Consider the following 18,105-nt stretch of genomic DNA (forward strand, 5'->3'; position numbering starts at 1 on the left):
CACTCCGGCGCACGCCCGCGCGGGCTACTGCTTCGGCTTCCTCCCCCTGGCCACGATCAGGTCCGTCAGCAGTGCCGTGCCCGGGGCGAGCGCGGCCCAGGTCTCGCCGTGCCAGGAGAGGAAGGCGATCGCCGACGTGGGGAACTTGGTCCGTACGTCGTCCAGGGTGTCGCCGAGCGCGTCACCGGCCAGGTCGAGGACCAGCTCCTCCAGCCCCGGGTTGTGGCCGACGAGCAGCAGCGTGCGCACCTGGTCGGGAGCCCCGCGCACCACGTCGAGCAACTCCGGCACCTCGGCGGCGTACACCCGCCCGTCGAACCGTACGGGCGGCGGTGTCCCCCACTGCGCGGCGGCCAGCTCCCAGGTCTGCCGCGCCCGTACGGCGGTGGAGCAGACGGCGAGATCGGGCAGACAGTCCGCCTCGGCGAGGGCCCGGCCGGCGGCGGGGGCGTCACGCAGGCCGCGCGGCGCCAGGGGTCGTTCGTGGTCGGGGACGCCCACGGGCCACGCGGACTTGGCGTGCCGCAGGACGACGAGTCTGCGCAGGGGGCCCGCGTCGGCGCGCGCGATCATGCCGATCCTCCGATCTCACGGGTGAGCTCCAGGCCGAGGAGCCGGTCCGCGTAGGCGTACGTCTCGAACCGCGCGCCGTCCGCCACGTCCCGCGCCCCCTCCACGTCCCTCAGGACGCCGAGCACCGCGCGTACGTCGAGATCGTCCTCCCACGCGGCACGCAGGGCCTGACGCACACGCTCGGGGATCGGCTTCGACGGCCGCGTCGCCCACCCCGCGACCGCCTTGCGCCAGTGGTCGACCATGTCGGCGGCCTCCGCGAGCGCGGTCGCGTCGAGGGAGACGGGCGTCCGGTGGGGGTGCGAGAGGAGAGCCAGGCGCAGGGCGGCGCCCGAGGGACCGGAGCCTGATGGAACGGAGTCCGATGGCAGGAAGTCTGATGGGCGGAAGTCCGATGGAACGGGTTTCTCGGGGCCGATCACCGGGGCGACGGCGAGGCTGATGCCGGTCTCCGAGCCGGTTCCGGGCTCCCCGGAGCCGAACACGCGCAGCACCCGCTGTCCGCCGCCCGCCGTCGTGGCCTCGCTCGGCCGGATGCCGAGGTCGTCGGCGCGTTGTCGTAGTGCGGTGGGCGGGTCGGCGACGAGGACGGCGGGGCTCCCGCCCAGTTCCAGGGCGCGGGCGAGGACGTCGGCGACCAGCAGGACGCGCAGGGCGGAGGTGTCGTCCCCCCGCACGTCGGCATGGACCCGGGTGAGCGCCCTGCGGATCTCGGCGGGCTCGCCGGTCCGGGCGTCGGTGATACGCAGCACGGGGTGAGCGTAGGCGCGGGAACGCCCCGACGCAGCGCGGAGGACGGCATTCCGGACACCGCGCCGGGGAATCGCCGGGCCCCGCCCGCTGTTGGCGCAGGCAGCGCGCCGCACGACCGGGCGCTCCAGCGGCCGAACGACAGAGGAGATGGCATGTACGGCGACCCCGCCACGATCCGCAGGGTGCTGACGGAACTCGGCGACACCTGGGCTGTCGTCGGCCTGTCCAACAACCGGGACCGCGCGGCGTACGGCGTCGCTCAGGTCCTCCAGCGCTTCGGCAAGCGCGTCGTCCCGGTGCACCCCAAGGCCGAGACGGTCCACGGCGAGCAGGGCTACGCCTCCCTCTCCGCCATCCCCTTCCCCGTGGACGTCGTCGACGTCTTCGTCAACAGCGACCTCGCGGGCCCCGTCGCCGACGAGGCCACCCGCATCGGCGCCAAGGCCGTCTGGTTCCAACTCAACGTGATCGACGAAGACGCCTACCACCGCACCCGCGAAGCCGGCCTCGACATGATCATGGACCGCTGCCCGGCGATAGAGATCCCGCGCCTGCCGTCCAGCGCCTAGAAGCAGGGGCCTGACTCCGCGCTTTTAATCTTTCAGGGGCGCGGGGAACTGCGCGAGAACCCCATCGAACCCGCACCCGAAAACGCACCCGTCCACGCACCCTGGCGGGGTCGAAGGGGCGCAGCCCCTGGGGATGGGACGGGTAGGGGCGGCGGGGGCGAGAAAAAACCCGGCCCCCCACTCCCCCCTCACTCATGCGCGACCACAGCCACCGGCACCCCCGCATGGTGAAGCACCGCATGCACCACCGGCCCGATATGCGCCCCCACCGGCGACTGCCGCACCCGCCGCCCGACGACCACCAGACACGCGTCCCGCGACGCCGCCAGCAGATGCTCCGCCGCCTTCCCCCGCCGCGACTCCTCCACCACCTCCACGCCCGGAAACTCCCGCCGCCACGGCACCAGCACCTCGGTCAGCGTTTCGGCCTCCACCTGCCCCACATCCGCGTCGAGATCGGCCTCCAACTCGGGCCGCTCGCGAAGGCCGGAGTGCGGCGGCGGACGCCAGTCGTGCAGGATCCGCAACGCCGTCCCCCGCACCGCAGCCGCCTCGAACGCGAACCGGATCAACGTGTGGTCCGGCTGCACGGTGTCCAGCCCGAGCACGACGGGCCGGGACGGCGCCCCGTCCCCGGGCTCGCCGGCCACCCCAGGCGAACGCGGATCCCCAGGCGAACCCGGCTCCCCGGGCGCACCCATCCCCCCGACGGGCCCCGGCACGTGCTCGTCCGCGGCCCGCTCCCCGGCCCGTACGAGCACCACCGGCCGCTCCGTGTGCGCGACCACGTGCAGTCCCACGGAGCCCAGCAAGAACCCGGCGATGCCGCTCAGCCCGCGGGAGCCGAGGACCAGGAGTTCCCCGCTGTGGGCGGCCCGCACCAGTTCGTCACTCGCCCGGCCCGCCAACTGCTCGACGCTCACATCGACGCCGGCGTGCCGCAGCCGGATCCCGTCGGCCGTCTCGCGCAGCACCTTGCCGACCCCCGGGTCCCGCCACGCGTTCCGCCCCACCCCCACCGTTCCCACCTCCGGGCCGGCGGGCGGGCCCGTGCCCGGCCCCAGCACCGGTTCCCTCCCCATCGGCTCGGGAACCGGCTCCCAGACGTTGACCAACCGCAGCGGCAGCGCGCGGAGCGAGGCCTCCCGGGCCGCCCACTCGGCGGCGGCCAGACTCTCGGGCGAACCGTCGATACCGGCGGTGACGGTGCGGAACATGGGCGCACCTCCTGAGGTCGAGGTCTGCTTCCAGGATCGCCGCAGCGCAGCCGATCCGCAGGGGCACGTACCGAAGGGTCGGTGAGGGGCCCGCCAGCCGCAGGAGGCCCACGCGTCACACCGGCAGCAACCGCGTCACCAGCTCCCCCAGCCGCCGCGCGTTCCGGCAGGCGTGCATGTCGACGATCTCGGCGTAGACATGGGCGGCGGAGTCGCCCGTCCCCCACTGCTCCGGCGACTCGGGGTTCAACCAGTGGACGCGGCGGGCATGCGCCGCGATCCGCCGCAGGGCCGCAGCCCGGGGATCGAACCCGTTGGTGCGGGCGTCCCCGAGGACGATGACCGACGTACGCGGGCCCACGGCGTCGAGGTACCGCTCGGCGAACTCCCCGAGCGCGGCCCCGTAGTCACTGCTGCCGTGCCAGCCGGAGACGGCGGCCTCGCCGGTGATCCGGCGGGCGAGTTCGGCGGGGTCGGCCGCGCCGTGGGTGACCAGGCCGGTGACCTCGTCGACGCGGTTGACGAACGCGTACACCCGCACCTTGCTGAACTGGTCCCGCATCGCCTGCACCAGGAGCATCGTGAAGTTGGCGAACCCGGCGACCGAGCCGGACACATCGCAGAGCAGCACGATCTCCGGCCGGGCGGGCCGGTGCCGCCGGTAGGCGGGGCGCAGGGGTACGCCTCCCGTGGACAGCGAGCGCCGGAGCGTGCGCCGGATGTCGATCTGCCCGCGCGCGGCCCGGCGCCGCCGGGCGGCCAGCCGGGTCGCGAGCTTACGGGCCAACGGCTGGACGGTACGGCGGAGTTCGACGAGCTGCTCACGGCTCGCGACCAGGAAGTCGACCTGATCGGCACTGGGCGCGACACCCCGTGCGGCGATCGTCTCCGCTCCCCGGCGCTCGGCGACCCGCCGCCGCGCCTCCGCACCCACCCGGTGCCTGAACTCCTCGATACGGCGCCGGACTTCATCGGCGTCCAGCCGCTCGGTGAACCCACCCGAACCAAGACCGGAGCCAGCTCCCGAGGCCTCAGCCCCCACACCGACGTCCGCACCCGCGCCCGCGCCGAACGCCAAACCGCCGCCGAATCCCATCCGGAACCCACCACCGGCCCCAGCCCCAGCCCCCGCACCGGCACCCCCCTGCGCCCCCGCCAGAATCCGCGCCAACAACGTCTGCGGCCGCAGCCGGTCCAGCGTCTGATGGGCCGACCAGCCGTCCGCCCCCGGGGAACCGTAACGGCCGAGCAGTTCCACGGCCTCCGCCGCGAGCCGGCCGAGCGCGACCGCGTCGTTCGCGGCCAGTGCCTCGGCGAGCCGGTCCCGCAGCTCGTCCCGGTCCCCGGCCGAGGCCCGCCGCGCCCCCGTCAACTCGCCCACACCGAGCGGGAAGTAGAGCTCGAAGGCCGAGTCGAACACGGCACGCTGCCGGTCGGCGCGCAACAGCGCCGCCGCCAGCCCCTCCCGGATCCGCTCCCGGTCGGCGAGCCCCAGCACCTCCAGCACGGCCGCCGCGTCCACGGTCTCACCGGGCCCGATCCGGATCCCATGGCCCCGCAAGGCCCGTACGAACCCGGTCAGCCGATCGGCCAGCGGCGACCCCGAGGCCCCAGCGCCAGCCCCGGCCCCGGCCCCGGCCCCCGCGTTCATACCAGCGTCAGCTTCCGCGCGGCCTTCTCGATGTCGTCCTGGTGTTTGAGGATCACGCCGAGGCTGTCCCGTACGACGGTCTCGTCGAGGGTGTCGGCGCCGAGGGCCAGCAGGGTGCGGGCCCAGTCGATGGTCTCGGCGACGGAGGGGGCCTTGCGCAGTTCCATCTCGCGCAGCGCGCCCACGACGCGGACGAGGGAGTCGGCGAGGGTGGCGTCCAGGCCCGGGACCCGCAGCCGTACGATCCGGCGCTCCAACTCGGCGTCGGGGAAGTCGAGATGGAGGAAGAGACAGCGGCGGCGGAGCGCCTCGGAGAGTTCCCGGGTGGCGTTCGAGGTGAGGACGGTGAAGGGGCGCCGGGTGGCGGTGATCGTGCCCAGCTCCGGGACGGTGACCTGGAAGTCGCTGAGCACCTCCAGCAGCAGCCCCTCGACCTCGACGTCCGCCTTGTCGGTCTCGTCGATGAGGAGCACGGTCGGCTCGTCGCCCCGGATGGCAGTCAGCAGGGGGCGGGTGAGCAGGAACTCGTCGCTGAAGATGTCGGTGCGGGCGTCGTCCCAGGCCTCGTCGCGTCCGGCGGTGATGCGCAGCAGCTGCTTGGCGTGGTTCCACTCGTACAGCGCGCGGGACTCGTCGATGCCCTCGTAGCACTGGAGCCGGACCAGACGGGCGGCGCCGACCCGGGCGACGGCCTTGGCCAGCTCGGTCTTGCCGACGCCCGCCGGGCCCTCCACCAGCAGCGGCTTGCCGAGCCGGTCGGCCAGGAAGACGGTGGTGGCGACGGCTGTCGAGGCCAGGTATCCCACCTCGGCGAGCCGTGCGGCGACTTCGTCCACGGAGGCGAAGAAGCCGGTGCCGGTGGTGTCCGGGCGCTCGTTCCCGCCGTTCTCGTCGGTCATGTGACCCTCCCCCTCACGCGGCGGGCGAGGCCACTCCCCGCCACCCGACCCCAAGTTACCAAGCGGTCGCTTTCCCTGTCTGCGGACTCGTGCCTGCGGACTCCTGCCTGCGGACTCCTGTCGGCGGGCTACGGGCCCGGATCTCAGGCCGCCACGACCAGCCGCTCCACCAGGTCCCCCCACCCCCGCTCCAGCCGGTCGAGGGACATCCCGCGCCGCTCGACCAGATGGTCGACGAGGTGGATGTCCAGATAGCCCAGCAGCGTCTGCGCCAGCAGTTCCGCGTCGCCCGTCGCCCCGGCGCGGCGCAGCAGCATGCACAGATGCCCCAGGCGCAGCTGGGAGGCGGGGTTGGCGTGGCGGCGGGAGACGTCCGCGCGGGCGGCGAGGTAGAGGTCGCGGTGGGCGTACTCGTGGCGGATGACGGCGGCGCCGAAGGCCCGCAGCCGCTCGACGGGCGGCGCGTCGGGGCCGAGGGGCGGCGGGCCGGTCAGGAACGCGGCCTGGAGCTCGCGCTCCTGGTGGTCGAGGAGCGCGACCATCAGCCCGAACCGGTCCCCGAACCGCCGGAAGACTGTGCCCTTGCCCACTTCGGCGGCGGTCGCCACGGCCTCCATGGTCAGGTTGGCGGCCCCGCACTCCGCCGCGAGCCGGGCGGCGACCTCAAGGAGCCGGGTGCGGTTGCGGGCCGCGTCCGCGCGCAGTCGTGGCTGGTCGGAGGCGGTCGGGGCGAGGTCGAGCAGTCCGTCGAGGGGGTCGGGGTCCTGAGGCGCCGGGAAGGGCGGCAGCGACTCTTTCATGAAAAGAGCGTAACGCTCACCACACACAAGTGGACCCCGGTCCGGATAGGTGCTACAAATTTCAACGGACCCCGGTCCGCTTCACTTGCCCCCTGGGCCCGGGCCCGATCAGCTTCCCCATGCACATCCTTGCTAGGAGTCAGCTCATGTCCGTTCGCATCCTCGCGCTCGTCGGCAGCCTTCGCGCCGGTTCGCACAACCGTCAGCTCGCCGAGGCGGCCGTGAAGCACGCCCCCGAGGGCGTCGAGATCGAGCTGTACGAGGGTCTGGCCGAGGTCCCGTTCTACAACGAGGACATCGACAACGAGGCCGCCCTCCCGGCCACCGCCGCACGGCTGCGCGAGGCCGCCAACCAGGCCGACGGCTTCCTGCTCTTCTCCCCCGAGTACAACGGCACCATCCCGGCCGTCCTGAAGAACGCCATCGACTGGCTGTCCCGCCCGTACGGCGCCGGCTCCTTCACCGGCAAGCCGGTCGCCGTGGTCGGCACCGCGTTCGGCCAGTTCGGCGGCGTGTGGGCGCAGGACGAGACCCGCAAGGCCGTCGGCATCGCCGGCGCCACGGTCCTGGAGGACGCCAAGCTCTCCATTCCGGGCTCCGTCGTCCGCTTCGCCGAGACCCACCCGGCCGACGACGCCGAGGTCGTCACCGGCCTCACCGAGGTCCTGAACCAGCTCAGCGCCCAGGCGGGCACCGCCGCCGCCTGATCCGGCGCTCAGCCGTACGCCGCCAGGTCCCAGGCCACACGCCCGGGGCCCGGCGTCGCCGTTCCGGCACGAGCGGGACGGCAGCGGACGGGGGCAGGGGGAGCAGCGGGGCAGCGGGGCAGCGGGGCAGCGGGGCAGCGGCAGAGAACCCTGGGCCGCCTCTCCGGGACCGCCGCTCAGGCGGTGGCCACCCCCAGCCCCTCCAGCACCACCGCGTTCGGCAGCTCCGCGAACGCCTTCCCCGGCACCAGCAGCTTGCCGCGCCGCCGTCCGCTGCCGACCAGGACGTACGGCAGATCGACGACGGCCGAGTCCACCAGGACCGGCCAGGCCGCGGGCAGCCCGACGGGGGTGATGCCGCCGTACTCCATCCCGGTCTCCCCGACGGCGGTGTCCATCGACGCGAACGAGGCCTTGCGGGCGCCGAGTTGGCGGCGGACGACGCCATTGACGTCGACGCGGGTGGTGGAGAGCACGACACACGCGGCCAGCGTCGACTCGCCGCCCCGCTTGCCCGCGACCACCACGCAGTTCGCGGACTGTTCGAGCAGCTCCTGCCCGTAGTGCTGGACGAAGACCGCGGTGTCGGCCCACTGCGGGTCCGTCTCGACGTACAGGATCTGGTCGGCGGGCACACTGCCCGGCCAGCCGCGTACGGCGTCGGCGACCGGGCCGACGAGGTCGTCGAGGCGGTCGGGGGCAGGGGTGGCGTGGTCGAAGTCTCCGATGGGTGCGCGCATGGCCGCACGGTAACAAAGGCCCGGTGGCGGCCGGTTCGGTGTCCCGGTGCCGCGTCTCAGTGCTGCACGGGAGGCACCGACACCGTCAGCACCAGCTCCGTCGGCACGTCCCCCCGATTCGCGTACTCATGGGCCGCGTTGGCCTCGAAGGTGACACTCGAACCGGCCGGGACGCGGTACTCCGTGCCCTCGACGGTGAGGGCCAGCTCGCCCGCCGTGACATGCACGATCTCGACCGTGCCCACGGGGTGCGGGTCCGAGCCGCTGCCCTCGCCCGGCATCAGCAGCCAGCTCCACATCTCCAGCGGGCCGGGCGCCTCCGTACCCGCCAGCAGCTTGCTGTAGCTGCCCGCCTCGGTGTGCCACAGCCGGACCACCTGCTCGGCCGGGACGATCCGGACCCGGGGCCCCTGCTCGTAGTCGAGCAGCGTGGTGATGCTGACGCCGAGCGCGTCACCGATCTTGACGACGGTGCCGAGACTGGGGTTGGTGCGGGCCTGCTCGATCTGGATGAGCATGCCCCGGCTGACTCCGGCGCGGGCCGCGAGCGTGTCCAGGGTGAACCCCCGCTCGGTGCGCCAGCGCTTGACGTTCCGCGCCAGGGACTGGGTCAGCAGGTCGAGATCCGACACATTCCGTCCAATATTCTCAATGACAGAGTTCAGTGCGATGAACCAACGGTGAAGGACAACTGTACTGGGCGGCACCCCGTCGCTCAGGCGGTCTCCCCCGCGCCCTCCGCGTCCCACTCGGCCAGCGCCAGCAGCTGTTCCGGTGTGACCCCGTCGGGGATCGGCACGGGCGCGGGCGTCCGGATCGGCGGCTGCCACCCGTCGACCGGATCCCACCGGCGCACGACCCGCGCGGGCGCGCCCGCGACCACCGAGTGGTCCGGTACCACCCCGCGCACGACCGCCCCCGCCGCGACCACCACGTTCCGTCCGACGCGCGCCCCCGGCAGGATCACCGCACCCGTGCCGATCCAGCAGCCGGGGCCGATCGACACGGGGTCCATCCGGGGCCACTGCTTGCCGATCGGCTCGTGCGGGTCGTCGTAGGAGTGGTTCGTGGACGTCACATACACGTAGGGCCCGAAGTAGCAGTCGCTGCCGATGGTCACGGTGGTGTCGGCGATGACATGGCTGCCGCGGCCGAGGACGACCCCGTCACCGATGCGCAGGATCGGTTCCGCGCCGAGGTCCAGATCGGGCATCAGCCCGGCGGTCAGGGTGACCTGCTCGCCGATGATGCAGTGCGAGCCGAGATGGATCCACGGCTCGCCGAAGACCGTGCCGAGCGGGAAGGCCAGTCTGGTACCCGTTCCCATCGCGCCGAAGCGGAGGCGGCCGGGCCGCTCGGCGGTCACGGACCCCGTGCGCTGCAGCCACGCCCAGCCCGCGTGGACGGCGCGCTGCACGAGGCGGCCCCGCCAGGACGAGAACGTGTTCTTGCTCTTCGGCACCCGCTCACCGTACTCACCGGGCGGCACACCCATGACGCCGAGGAGCTGTGATCTTCACCCCACACGGGGCCCGTCACATGGCTTACGGTGCGGGTGGACTGATCTTCACCCAGCATCTGGAGGCGGCGATGAACCGGCAGCGGGCCCTGATCACGACGTTCGGCGGCAGAAAGCCGGACGTGGAGGAGGCGGCGTTCGTCTCCCCCACGTCGGTGGTGATCGGCGATGTGACGCTGCGGCCGGGGTCGAGCGTCTGGTACGGGGCGGTGCTGCGGGCCGAGTTCGAGCCGATCGTCATCGGCGTGGACGCCAACGTCCAGGACAACTGCACGCTGCACTGCGACCCCGGGTTCCCGGTCTCGATCGGCGAGCGGGTCTCGATCGGGCACAACGCGGTGGTGCACGGGGCGACCGTCGAGGACGACTGTCTGATCGGGATGGGCGCGACCGTGCTGAACGGCGCGGTGATCGGGGCGGGTTCGCTGGTGGCCGCGCAGGCGCTGGTGCCGCAGGGGATGCGGGTGCCGCCGGGCTCGCTGGTGGCGGGGGTGCCGGCGAAGGTGAAGCGGCCCCTCACCGAGGAGGAGCGGGAGATGGTGACGCTGAACGGGACGCACTACGCGGAGTTGGCGGTGGCGCACCGGGCGGCGCAGGAGGAGTACGGCGCATAGCGGTCCGCATAGCGGTCCGCGGGTGGTGTGCGGCTGGTCGCGCCCAGGCGGCGGAGCCGCACGTCGATACGGTCCCGCGCCGCTTCGGGGCGCGGTCAGTCCCCGGCGGTCACCAGGTCCCCCTCCGCCGCCTCCGCCTTCTCCGCCGCCTTCTTCGCCTTGCGCTTGATCACCAGCATCGAGGTGACACCGATCAGGACCGCGAGGACCAGGCCCAGCCAGGAGAAGCGCTTGAGCCAGGCCTCGGCGACGACACCGACGTAGTAGATGACGGCGGTGGTGCCGCCGGCCCAGAGGATGCCGCCGAGGACGTTGGCGACGGCGAAGCGCCAGTAGGGCATCTGGAGGACGCCGGCGAGGGGCCCGGCGAAGATGCGCAGGAGCGCGATGAAGCGGCCGAAGAAGACCGCCCACATGCCCCACCGGTCGAAGGAGCGCTCGGCGACGGCGATGTTGCTCTCGCTGAAGTGCTTGGGGAACCGCCGACTGAGCTTGGCCAGCAGGGGGCGCCCGCCCTTGCGACCGATGGCGTAGCCGATGGAGTCACCGATGATCGCGCCGGCGGTGGCGCAGGCGCCGAGGACGAACGGGTCGATCTCGCCGTGCTGGGAGGCGAGCAGCGCGGAGGAGACCAGGATAATCTCGCCCGGCAGCGGGATGCCCAGGCTCTCCAGGCCGATGACCAGCCCCACCAGCAGATAGATGGCGAGCGGAGGCACTGTTTCGAGCCACTCCTGGACGTGCAAAGCCGGTTCCTCCCGTGCAGCGGATCAAGCGGATCTCAGGACCCCCGGCGCGCGCTCTCGACGGAGCGCGCGCCGGGGCAGCCTACCCGCTTACTCGGACGGCGACGGAGGCCTACGGGTTGTCCCACAGGTCGCATCGGTGCTCACCGTGCACGGTCGTGCTCAGTGCGTTGCCGCCCTGTCCGGCGGTCCGCAGGGTGAGGATCTCGCCGCCCCCGGCCGGGATCGCGGGCTGGCCCGCGGCCCGGGGCACCCCGTCGCGGATGAAGGAGCCCCAGTAGTCGGTCATCTGGCGGGCGAGCCGGCGCTGCTCGGCGTTCAGCGGTGACTCCAGGCCGAAGTGCCGGAAGAGGTACTGCACCTCGTTGACGTGCGTCGCGCCGAAGTCGAAGTCGGTTCCCAGATTCCGGAGCGAGGCGAAGGGCGGGGAGGTGCGGTCGGCGAACTCGTACGCGTACACCGGGCCGCGTCCGGCGAGGGTCCGGTTCAGCCGCAGCGCGGAGCAGGCGAAGAGCTGGTCGCCCTGGGCGGTGGCGTAGGCGAGGGTGGGCGAGGCGTGGGCGGAGAGCGGGTAGCGCTCCAGGGCGCGCTCGCCGAACTCGGCCCGTACGACGGCCGGGTACCGCTCGGCGGTGAGCGGAGCCCCGGCCCCGTCGAAGCGCGCGAAGGCGAAGAGCCGGCCCTCGTCCTGGTTGGCGCCGTTGAGGACGGGCACTCCCGCCGCCGCGCCCTCGGCGTACGCCCGGGCCGGCTGTACGGGCAGGAAGGCGCCGCCGACGACGGGGCCCCAGTTCAGCCCGGCCTGGGCGGTGAGGATCTCCTCGGCGGACCGGCCGCGCAGACAGGCCACGTCCGCGCAGTCCAGCCGGGCGAGGAAGGTCCGCCCCTGAGCTGTCGCCGCCTCCCGGGTACGGCCCGCGCAGTCGCCGTAGGCGCCGCTCTGCACGATCCCGGCGCGGAAGAGGCCCTTTCCGGTGGGTGAGGCCAACTGGGTGCAGACCGAGCGGCCGCCCGCGGACTCGCCGGCGATGGTGACCCGGCCCGGGTCACCGCCGAAGCGGCCGATGTTGGCCCGGACCCAGCGCAGGGCGGCCTGCTGGTCGAGCATGCCGAAGTTGCCGGAGACACCGTCCCGCGCCTCGGCGTCGAGGTCGGACGTGGCGAGGAACCCCATGGCTCCGAGGCGGTAGTTGACGGTCACGACGACCGTTCCGGTACGGCGGGCGAAGGCGTCCGGTACGACGTCCTCACCGGCGCCCGCGGTCAGTCCGCCACCGTGCAGCCAGACCATGACCGGCCTGCGGGCGCCGCCCGGCGGGGCGTACACATTGAGGTCGAGGCAGTCCTCGGTGTGGGTGGGCTGCTCGTAGCCCGGGTCCCAGCTCGCGGTCTGCGCGCATCTGTCGCCGAACTCGCGGGCCTCCCGCACCCCTTGCCAGGGGCGGACGGGCCGGGGCTCGGTCCAGCGGAGGTCTCCGACGGGCGGCTGGGCGTAGGGGATGCCGAGGAACTGCCGCCCCTCGGCGGTGTTCTCGCCCCGGACCCAGCCGGAGCCGGTGCGGACGAGGGGGGATCCCGAGGTCTCCGCCCGCGCGGGGGCGGGGGTGAGCAGGGCGGCGGCGAGGGCGGCGACCAGGGCGGCCACCGCCGGTCCCAGCCGTCCGGGACGTAAGGCGACCGAACGCCGGGGCACTGCTTCTGACATGAGCCGTCACTCCTTCGTGCGGGCCGTCGAGGTGGGCGCCGCGGTGCACGTCGTGGTGCGCGTCGTGGTGCACGTCCGGCGCCTGTGTCGGCGGGGAAGCTAGAGCCGGAGGTGACTCGTGTCAATCGGAGGAACAAGCCGCCCTCACCGCGTTTTCCGGACATCGGTGGTGCGGCGAGGGCAGGGGCCCCTGGTTCAGGAGTTGGGGCGCAGCGTCCAGACGACGGTCATCTCGCCGGTCACGGCACCGTCGCCGCGCCGGATCTCGATGGCGACGGGGAACTCGGGGCGCTGCCCGGCGTCGAGTTCGGCGACGACCTCGGCGACGGGGCGGCCGAGCGTGGCGGTGGCCGTGACGGCGCCCATCGCGAGCTTCTTGTACGCGATCTCCGCGCTGACCGCGAGCGGCACCGCGCGGGAGAGCTGGTCCCCGAACGCGGCGAGCACGATCGTCCCGCTCGCCGTCTCCCCCAGCGTGAACATCGCGCCGGCGTGCGGCCCGCCGACATGGTTGTGGAACTCGCCCTGGTCCGGGAGTACCACCACGGCCTTCTCCGGCGTGGTCTCCAGGAACTCCAGCTTCAGGGTCCTGGCCATCGGCACGGTGGCGGCGAGCATCTCGCCGATCGACATCTGGTCTGCGCTCATGGTGCGATGTTACCCACGAGTAGCCAATCCTGGCCAGGGGTGCCGAAACGAAGGACCCGTGGCGGTGCCATGACCCGTGGCGGTGCAACAGTCGTCCACCCCCGCCGTTTTGGAGCCGTTCGTCCCGACTGCAAAGGCGCTTCGTGGACTCCCGTGGCAGCCCGCCCCCCGGCGCCTCTATGGTTACGAGCCATGTGGCCAGGACAGCAGCAGCCGCCCGGGGGCGAGCACCAACCGCAGCAGCCGAATCCGTACCAGCAGCCGGGGTACGACCAGTCGGGACAGCCGGGACAGGGACAGCCGGGACAGTCGGGATACCAACAGCCGGGGTACCAGCAACCCAACCCCTACCAGCAGCCCGGATACCAGTCGACGGGCCAGCAGGCCCAGTACGGGCAGCAACCGCAGTGGGGTGCGCAGGGGCCCGCGGGCCCGCCGGTGCCGCCGGGCGGAGGCGGCGGCAACCGGACGAAGCTGATCGCGATCATCGCGGCCACGGCCGTCGTCGTGGCGGCCGGGGTGACGGGCTTCCTGGTCCTCGGGGGCGACGGCGACAAGGACGACTCGAAGACTCAGGCGTCCTCCTCGTCCTCCCCGTCGCCGACCGTGTCCGAGAGCACCGAGGACAACCCGCGCGGTGAGGACGCCGGGGCGAAGCCGACCGTCGCGGGCTGGAAGGTCGTCGTCAACCCCAAGTGGGGTACGGCCTTCGACGTGCCCCCCGAGTGGGACGTCCAGTCGCCGGACACCTTCATCGGCTTCGAGGACGACAAGAAGGGCGACGGGTCGCCCTTCATCGGCATGTCAGCACCCGCCATCCTCAAGGAGGAGTGGTGCACGTCCGACGACGACAAGGACGGCAACGAGGAGTCGAGTTCCCTCGCCGCGGCGGGCACCAAAGGCCAGCAGGGCGCCAAGGACACCGAGAGCATCGCCCGCGGCGACTCCGCGTCGTGGGTCTTCGCCGGGTACACCGACCAGAAGGACGCCTCCGAGAAGAAGCTGACCATTGGCAAGCCCGAGGCGTACACCACGGCGTCGGGCGTCGAGGGCAGTGTCGCGACCACGTACTCGAAGGGCGTCGCCAAGAAGGGCAAGTGCGACTCCGACGGCAAGGCGACCACGTTCGCGTTCAAGAACTCGGCCGGTGACTACGTCTCCTGGTCGTTCTACGGCGCCAAGGACGTCGCCGACGAGGTCCCGGACGCGACCGTGCAGAAGGTCCTCAGCACGGTACGGCTGTACGGCGAACCGACGGGCGGCTGAGCCGACGGAGGGCTGCGCCGGCGGGGCGGCTGAGCCGGGCGGGCATCGGGGCGGGCGGGCACCGGGGCGGACGGACCGGCGGGCCGGCGGGGTCGTACGCCCTGCCGCCCGCCCTCCGTGACCCGTCCTCCATAACTCGCGCTCCGAGCCCGGTGCGATGCTGGCCCGATCCGGCCCCCTGCTCTGCGAAAACGTTTTGGCAGGAGCGGTGGGGGCGGCGATAGTCGGCGGGTGACGACTCCCGCCGCCTTCCGTCGCCGCCCCGCCTGGGCCGGTCGCAACTACACCCTGCTGACGACGGCCGCGGTCGTCACCAGCCTGGGCAGCCACGGCGCCCTGATCGCGGCCGCGTTCGCGGTCCTGGAGGCGGGCGGCGACGGCGGGGACGTCGGCCTGGTCGCGGCGGCGCGCACCCTCCCGCTGGTGCTGTTCCTGCTGATCGGCGGCGCGATCGCGGACCGTCTGCCCCGGCACCGCGTGATGGTCGCGGCGAACACCCTCAACTGTCTCTCCCAGGCGGCCTTCGCCGTGCTGGTACTCACCGGCGAGGCGCGGCTGTGGCAGATGATGTTGCTCTCCGCGCTCGGCGGCACCGGCCTTGCGTTCTTCAGCCCGGCCGCCGAGGGCATGCTGCTCTCCTCGGTCACCGCCGAGCAGGCGGGCCGGGCCTTCGCGTTGTTCCGCTTCGCCTCGCAGGGCGCGACCATGACGGGCGCGGCCCTCGGCGGCGCCCTCGTCGCGGTGATCGGCCCCGGCTGGGTGCTCGCGGTGGACGCCGCCGCGTTCGCGTTCGCCGGTGCCCTGCGCGCCTTCCTCGACGTCAGCCACATACCGGAACGCGAGCCGGGCCACGGCATGCTCGCCGATCTCCGGGACGGCTGGCGGGAGTTCACCGGCCGCGCGTGGCTGTGGGCGATCGTGGTCCAGTTCTCCCTGGTGAACGCGGTGATCGTCGCGGCCGACGCGGTCTACGGCCCGCAGGTCGCCCGCGACAGCCTCGGCGGACCCGGCCCCTGGGGTCTGGCCCTGGGCCTGTTCGGGGCGGGCAACGCCGTCGGGGCGCTGCTCATGACCCGCTGGAAACCGCGCCGCCTCCTCCTCGTGGGCGTCCTGTGCGTCTTCCCGTACGCCCTGCCGTCCGCCGCGCTCGCCGTGCCGACGCCGATCGCCGTGCTGTGTCTGGCCATGTTCGTCAGCGGTCTGTCGATCGAGGTGTTCGGCGTCTCCTGGATGACGGCGCTGCACCAGGAGATCCCCGAGGACAAGCTGTCCCGGGTCGCGGCCTACGACTGGTTCGGCTCGGTGGCGATGGTGCCGCTCGCCGCCGCCCTGGCGGGCCCGGCGGAGAGCGCCTTCGGCCGTACGGCGGCCCTGTGGGGCTGCGCCGGGCTGTGCGTGGCCGCCACGGCGGCGGTCCTGTGCGTACGGGACGTACGCAACCTGACCCGGCGCACCCTGCCGGTGGCCCTGGCCAAGCCCGCGGCCGAGCCCGAGGCCGACCCCCGGGCCCAGCCCCAGGCCGCCCCCGGCACCAAAGCCGGCGGCGATCCCGGTTCAGCCGATACCGAAGGCCCCGTCGGGCGGCTCGGGTGACGGTACGGCGTCCTCCTCGCGGACGGGTGCGGCGCCGCCGATGAGGGCGCGCAGGGCCGGGCCGTGCTCGACCCGGGCCGGGAAGGCGTCGGCGGCGGTCCGCCGGGCCAGGGCGCTGATGTCGGGCGGCCGATGGGCGGCGACCAGCACGGCGTTCCCGAACCGCCGGCCGCGCAGCACACCCGGCTCGGCGATCAGCACCAGCTCCTCGAACACCGTGGCGAGCGTGGCCAGTTGGGACCGCAGGAACGCGAAGGGCGCGGCATCGGCCAGGTTCGCGAGATACACCCCGTCCGCGCGCAGCACCCGGCCGACGGCCCGCGCGTACGCCACGGTCGTCAGATGCGCCGGGACCCGCGAGCCGCCGAAGACGTCCCCGACGACCACGTCGACGGAGTCCGCGGGGGCCGCTTCGAGCCATTCCCGGGCGTCCGCGGGGTGCAGGGCGATCCCCGCGTCACCGGGCAGCGGCAGCTGTTCGACGACCAGTTCCAGGAGCCCCCGGTCGTACTCGACGACCTCCTGCCGGGACCCGGGCCGGGTGGCGGCCACATACCTGGGCAGGGTCAGCGCGCCCCCGCCGAGATGCAGCACGTCGAGCGCCCGCCCCGGCTCCGCCACCGTGTCCAGCGCGTGCCCGAGCCGTCGCGCGTACTCGAACTCCAGATGCGTCGGCTCGTCCAGGTCCACATACGACTGCGGCGCCCCGTCCACGGTCAGCAGCCAGGCCCGCTCCCGGTCGACGTCGGGCATGAGCTTGGCGGTCCCTTGATCGATGTCCCTGGACACGGGTATGGCTTCGTTCACGGCGCCATTGTGCCGGGCGCGCCCTCGGCCAGGGGCCCGCGGCAGCGCCCTGAAGGGGCGCGGGGAACTGCGCGAACAGCCACGAACCGGCCCGCAGTCCCCCACACACACCAGCCCACTTACTCGACGGCCGTCACGGTCCCCGCTCCCACGGTCCGGCCGCCCTCACGGATCGCGAACCCGAGCCCCGGCTCCAACGGCACCTCCCGGCCCAGCTCCACGCTCATCGTGACCCGGTCCCCGGGCCGCGCGACCCCGACCTCGCCTAGGTCGACGTCGCCCACCACATCCGCCGTACGGATGTAGAACTGCGGCCGGTACCCGCTGGCCACCGGGGTCGTACGGCCCCCCTCCCGCGCCGACAGCACATACACCTGGGCGGTGAAGTGCCGCTTGGGCACGACACTTCCGGGCGCGGCCACGACATGACCGCGCCGGACGGAGTCCCGGGGGACCCCCCGCAGCAGCAGGGCCACGTTGTCCCCGGCCTGGGCCTCCTCCATCGGCTTGCCGAAGGTCTCCAGCCCGGTGACGACGGTCTCCACCTCGGCGCCGAGCACGTCGACCCGGTCGCCGACATGGATCGTGCCGCGCTCGACGGCGCCGGTGACGACGGTGCCCCGGCCCGTGATGGTCAGCACGTTCTCCACGGACAGCAGGAACGGCGCGTCCAGATACCGCTCCGGCATCGGAACGTACGTGTCCACCGCGTCGAGCAGCGCGTCGATCGACGCCGTCCACCGCGGGTCCCCTTCGAGGGCCTTGAGCCCGGAGACCCGTACGACGGGGACGGAGTCGCCGCCGTACCCGTGCGCGGTGAGCAGTTCGCGGACCTCCAGCTCGACAAGGTCGATCAGCTCCTCGTCGCCGGCGTCGGCCTTGTTGAGGGCCACCACGATGTGATTGACGCCCACCTGCCGGGCGAGGAGCACGTGCTCGGCGGTCTGCGGCATGATCCCGTCGAGCGCGGAGACGACGAGGATCGCCCCGTCGAGCTGCGCGGCCCCGGTGACCATGTTCTTGACGTAGTCGGCGTGGCCGGGCATGTCGACGTGCGCGTAGTGCCGGGTGTCGGTCTCGTACTCGACGTGCGCGATGTTGATGGTGATGCCGCGCGCCGCCTCCTCCGGGGCGCGGTCGATGCGGTCGAACGGCACGAACGTGCCGGCCCCGCGCTCGGCGAGGACCTTGGTGATGGCGGCGGTCAACGTGGTCTTGCCGTGGTCGACATGACCCATCGTGCCGATGTTGAGATGCGGTTTCGTGCGGACGTAAGCGGTCTTGGACATGGCGGTACC

19 protein-coding genes are annotated in these 18,105 nt (G+C 73.0%); 5 read left to right on the plus strand and 14 right to left on the minus strand.

Translation table 11 applies throughout. The features are described 5' to 3' along the window. Window positions 1-24: 24 nt before the first annotated feature. Together ACZ7MG_RS39240 and ACZ7MG_RS39245 are read right to left on the minus strand one after the other, a co-directional pair. A complete protein-coding gene (locus ACZ7MG_RS39240) occupies window positions 25-573 on the minus strand; it encodes a SixA phosphatase family protein (protein ID WP_471395497.1) in 549 nt (182 codons plus the stop codon). Next, on the minus strand, window positions 570-1,325 hold the full coding sequence (locus ACZ7MG_RS39245) for a hypothetical protein (protein WP_471395498.1): 756 nt from the start codon (window positions 1,323-1,325) through the stop codon (window positions 570-572). Before ACZ7MG_RS39245 ends, ACZ7MG_RS39240 begins: the two co-directional genes overlap by 4 nt. 153 nt (window positions 1,326-1,478) lie before the next feature. Between ACZ7MG_RS39245 and ACZ7MG_RS39250 the strand changes: the two genes are divergently transcribed. Continuing rightward, window positions 1,479-1,895: a CoA-binding protein gene (locus ACZ7MG_RS39250; RefSeq protein WP_471395499.1), complete on the plus strand. Its 417-nt coding sequence runs from the start codon at window positions 1,479-1,481 to the stop codon at window positions 1,893-1,895. A gap of 188 nt (window positions 1,896-2,083) precedes the next feature. On the opposite strand, the gene ACZ7MG_RS39255 is transcribed toward ACZ7MG_RS39250, so the two are convergent. The 4 genes from ACZ7MG_RS39255 to ACZ7MG_RS39270 all read right to left on the minus strand — a co-directional run bounded on the left by ACZ7MG_RS39255 (window position 2,084) and on the right by ACZ7MG_RS39270 (window position 6,462). Further along, window positions 2,084-3,112 (minus strand): universal stress protein, encoded by a 1,029-nt coding sequence (locus tag ACZ7MG_RS39255; RefSeq protein ID WP_471395500.1) that lies wholly within the window; start codon window positions 3,110-3,112, stop codon window positions 2,084-2,086. Between the two features lie 115 nt (window positions 3,113-3,227). Further along, window positions 3,228-4,763, minus strand: coding sequence for a VWA domain-containing protein (locus ACZ7MG_RS39260; RefSeq protein WP_471395501.1), 1,536 nt, complete (start codon window positions 4,761-4,763; stop codon window positions 3,228-3,230). After that, window positions 4,760-5,662 carry an AAA family ATPase gene (locus ACZ7MG_RS39265; protein ID WP_471395502.1) on the minus strand — a complete coding sequence of 301 codons (903 nt, stop codon included), beginning with the start codon at window positions 5,660-5,662 and terminating at the stop codon, window positions 4,760-4,762. Before ACZ7MG_RS39265 ends, ACZ7MG_RS39260 begins: the two co-directional genes overlap by 4 nt. A 143-nt stretch (window positions 5,663-5,805) precedes the next feature. Then, on the minus strand, window positions 5,806-6,462 hold the full coding sequence (locus ACZ7MG_RS39270; RefSeq protein ID WP_471395503.1) for a TetR/AcrR family transcriptional regulator: 657 nt from the start codon (window positions 6,460-6,462) through the stop codon (window positions 5,806-5,808). A gap of 146 nt (window positions 6,463-6,608) precedes the next feature. Between ACZ7MG_RS39270 and ACZ7MG_RS39275 the strand changes: the two genes are divergently transcribed. Continuing rightward, window positions 6,609-7,169, plus strand: coding sequence for an NAD(P)H-dependent oxidoreductase (locus tag ACZ7MG_RS39275; RefSeq protein ID WP_471395504.1), 561 nt, complete (start codon window positions 6,609-6,611; stop codon window positions 7,167-7,169). Between the two features lie 176 nt (window positions 7,170-7,345). On the opposite strand, the gene ACZ7MG_RS39280 is transcribed toward ACZ7MG_RS39275, so the two are convergent. The 3 genes from ACZ7MG_RS39280 to ACZ7MG_RS39290 form a co-directional block, all read right to left on the minus strand. After that, the gene (locus ACZ7MG_RS39280; protein WP_471395505.1) at window positions 7,346-7,909 is read right to left on the minus strand and encodes a YbaK/EbsC family protein; all 564 of its coding nucleotides are present in this window, start codon (window positions 7,907-7,909) and stop codon (window positions 7,346-7,348) included. 56 nt (window positions 7,910-7,965) lie between these two features. Beyond that, window positions 7,966-8,541 (minus strand): helix-turn-helix domain-containing protein, encoded by a 576-nt coding sequence (locus tag ACZ7MG_RS39285; RefSeq protein ID WP_471395506.1) that lies wholly within the window; start codon window positions 8,539-8,541, stop codon window positions 7,966-7,968. Between the two features lie 83 nt (window positions 8,542-8,624). Then, window positions 8,625-9,404, minus strand: a complete 780-nt coding sequence (locus tag ACZ7MG_RS39290) for an acyltransferase (RefSeq protein ID WP_471395507.1) — start codon at window positions 9,402-9,404, stop codon at window positions 8,625-8,627. A gap of 95 nt (window positions 9,405-9,499) precedes the next feature. Between ACZ7MG_RS39290 and ACZ7MG_RS39295 the strand changes: the two genes are divergently transcribed. After that, window positions 9,500-10,042, plus strand: a complete 543-nt coding sequence (locus ACZ7MG_RS39295) for a gamma carbonic anhydrase family protein (RefSeq protein ID WP_471395567.1) — start codon at window positions 9,500-9,502, stop codon at window positions 10,040-10,042. A gap of 95 nt (window positions 10,043-10,137) precedes the next feature. Here the strand turns inward: ACZ7MG_RS39295 and ACZ7MG_RS39300 are convergent, their stop codons facing one another. The 3 genes from ACZ7MG_RS39300 to ACZ7MG_RS39310 form a co-directional block, all read right to left on the minus strand. Further along, complete coding sequence (locus ACZ7MG_RS39300; protein WP_471395508.1) at window positions 10,138-10,788, minus strand: DedA family protein; 651 nt, start codon at window positions 10,786-10,788, stop codon at window positions 10,138-10,140. Between the two features lie 112 nt (window positions 10,789-10,900). Then, window positions 10,901-12,493, minus strand: coding sequence for a carboxylesterase/lipase family protein (locus tag ACZ7MG_RS39305; RefSeq protein WP_471395509.1), 1,593 nt, complete (start codon window positions 12,491-12,493; stop codon window positions 10,901-10,903). A gap of 195 nt (window positions 12,494-12,688) precedes the next feature. After that, entirely contained in the window at window positions 12,689-13,126 is a 438-nt protein-coding gene (locus ACZ7MG_RS39310; RefSeq protein WP_471395568.1) for a DUF4442 domain-containing protein, read from the minus strand. A 207-nt stretch (window positions 13,127-13,333) separates the two neighbouring features. Here ACZ7MG_RS39310 and ACZ7MG_RS39315 point away from each other — a divergent pair, with 207 nt between their 5' ends. Then, window positions 13,334-14,407, plus strand: a complete 1,074-nt coding sequence (locus ACZ7MG_RS39315; RefSeq protein WP_471395510.1) for a DUF8017 domain-containing protein — start codon at window positions 13,334-13,336, stop codon at window positions 14,405-14,407. Between the two features lie 231 nt (window positions 14,408-14,638). Then, window positions 14,639-16,000, plus strand: coding sequence for an MFS transporter (locus tag ACZ7MG_RS39320; protein WP_471395511.1), 1,362 nt, complete (start codon window positions 14,639-14,641; stop codon window positions 15,998-16,000). Here the strand turns inward: ACZ7MG_RS39320 and ACZ7MG_RS39325 are convergent. Both ACZ7MG_RS39325 and tuf read right to left on the minus strand, forming a co-directional pair. After that, window positions 15,962-16,807 (minus strand): spermidine synthase, encoded by an 846-nt coding sequence (locus tag ACZ7MG_RS39325; protein WP_471395512.1) that lies wholly within the window; start codon window positions 16,805-16,807, stop codon window positions 15,962-15,964. The two genes, ACZ7MG_RS39320 and ACZ7MG_RS39325, sit on opposite strands and share 39 nt — an antisense overlap. 119 nt (window positions 16,808-16,926) lie before the next feature. Then, window positions 16,927-18,096: an elongation factor Tu gene (gene tuf / locus ACZ7MG_RS39330; RefSeq protein ID WP_471395513.1), complete on the minus strand. Its 1,170-nt coding sequence runs from the start codon at window positions 18,094-18,096 to the stop codon at window positions 16,927-16,929. Window positions 18,097-18,105: the final 9 nt, after the last annotated feature.

Source organism: Streptomyces sp. NPDC107538, from assembly GCF_055657445.1.